This is a genomic window from Azospirillum formosense, from assembly GCF_013340925.1.
GTDB lineage: Bacteria > Pseudomonadota > Alphaproteobacteria > Azospirillales > Azospirillaceae > Azospirillum > Azospirillum formosense.
The window spans coordinates 1-1644 of record NZ_WHOR01000482.1 but is presented as its reverse complement, the minus strand read 5'-3'; the positions used below and the strand labels follow the sequence as shown (position 1 = coordinate 1644).

The window sequence follows — 1644 nt, the reverse complement described above, 5'->3', positions numbered from 1 at the left end:
GCAGTATCGGCATTCGGGGTGTCGGCGGGGGGAGCGTAGACGGTCATGGCTGCTTGTTCCCCTCGCGCGGCAAGGATTTGACGTAGGCGATCAGCCGCAGGATCTCCTCCTCCGACACCTTGCCGGCGAAGGAGGGCATGATCGGCTCGTAGCCGGCGACCACCTGCCGCTTCGGCATCAGGATGCTGTCGCGGATGTAGCGGTCGTCGGCCAGCACGAAGCGGCCGTCGGCAAGCGGCTGCTGCGTGCCGTAGATCCCCGCGAGGTCCGGCGCGTGCACGGCGGAATTCATCCCATGGCAACCGGAGCATCCCAGGCGGCGGAACAGCCGCTCACCCTCCTGCGCCAGCGTGCCGTCCACCGCCGAGGCTTGCAGCCAGGCTTCGTAATCCCTCGGCTCCTGGACGATGAAGCGGCCGCCCATCAGCGCGTGGTCAGTGCCGCAGAACTGCGTGCAGCGCAGGGCATAGGTGCCCGGCCGGTCGGCCTGGAACCAGATGCTCGTGTAGCGGTCGGGGAGCACGTCCATCTTCAGGCGCAGTTCGGGCAGGAACAGGCTGTGGATCACGTCCTGCGAGGTCATGGTCAGCTTGACCGGCTGGCCGGTGGGAACGTGCAGCTCGTTGATCTCGCGCTGGCCGCCGGGGTGCTGGAACTTCCACATCCACTGCTTGGCGACCACCGCGACCTCCATCGCGCCGCCCGGCGGCGTGCGCACGATGTAGTAGAGATGCGCGGCCCAGACGAAGAAGATCATCGCCAGCAGGAAGGGAACGACCGTCCAGTCCGCTTCGATCCAGAAGCCGCGGGTCGGCGCGTCGCTGCGGTCGGCCGGCGAGCCGCGGTGATATTTCGCCGCGAACCACACCATGCCGATGATCACCGGTGCGGCGAGGACGATGATGAGCGCGCTGAAGGCCCAGACGAGGAGGTCGACGCGGTCGGCGTAGGCCGACGCGGAGGCTGGCCAGAAGGGAAGCCAGGAGGTCATGGCCGCCCCCGTTCGCGCAGCACGGCCCAGGTGATCCCGCCGCCCACGATCAATGCGGTCAGCATTCCGGCGACACGCAGGCTGTTCAGGACGATGGCGTCGTAGGTCCCGCGCACGGGGTCGTAGTGGTAGCAGAGCAGGCGCAGCCGGTCGGTCAGGCTGCCCACCTTGCCCTCTCCGGCCTCGGTCAGCGCCAGCCGCAGGTCGGTGCCGTCGAACCCCGCGCCGGAAATCCAGCGCGACACCCGGCCATCCGGGGCGAGCACGAAGACCCCCACGGGGTGGAGGAACTGCTTGAGGTCCTTATCCCAGCGATAGCGGAAGCCGACCGCGTCGGCCACGCGCCGGACCGCCGGGTCGCTGCCGGTGAGAAACCGCAGGCCCTCGCCGCTGCCGAGCCGCTCCACCGCCCGCTCCCTGGCCGCCGCCGCCTCGACCGGACCCTCGGCCGGGTTGATGGACAGCGCGGCCAGGCGGAAGTCGGCGCCCGCGCGCAGGCCGGTCTCCTTCAGCGCGGAGGCGATGCCGCCCAGCGTCACCCCGCACAGGTTCGGGCAGGTGTAGTAGGCCAGCGCCAGCACGACCGGCGGCCCACCCAGCGCGTCGTCCAGGCCCGGCACCGCGCCGGCCGGGATGCGCGCGCCGGGCCTGGA

2 protein-coding genes are annotated in these 1644 nt (G+C 70.4%); both read right to left on the bottom strand.

What is annotated here, in order from left to right; genetic code table 11:
• Nucleotides 1-43: 43 nt before the first annotated feature.
• Nucleotides 44-991: a cytochrome c oxidase subunit II gene (gene coxB, locus GBZ26_RS29250; RefSeq protein ID WP_174441780.1), complete on the bottom strand. Its 948-nt coding sequence runs from the start codon at nucleotides 989-991 to the stop codon at nucleotides 44-46.
• Nucleotides 988-1644 (bottom strand): SCO family protein (locus tag GBZ26_RS29245; protein ID WP_174441779.1); only part of this gene is annotated, 657 nt, incomplete at its 5' end. The genes GBZ26_RS29245 and coxB, both read right to left, overlap by 4 nt.

Coding starts and splice junctions, on each gene's coding strand:
- coxB (WP_174441780.1), bottom strand. CDS start 991: ATGACCTCCTGGCTTCCCTTCTGGCCAGCCTCCGCGTCGGCCTACGCC.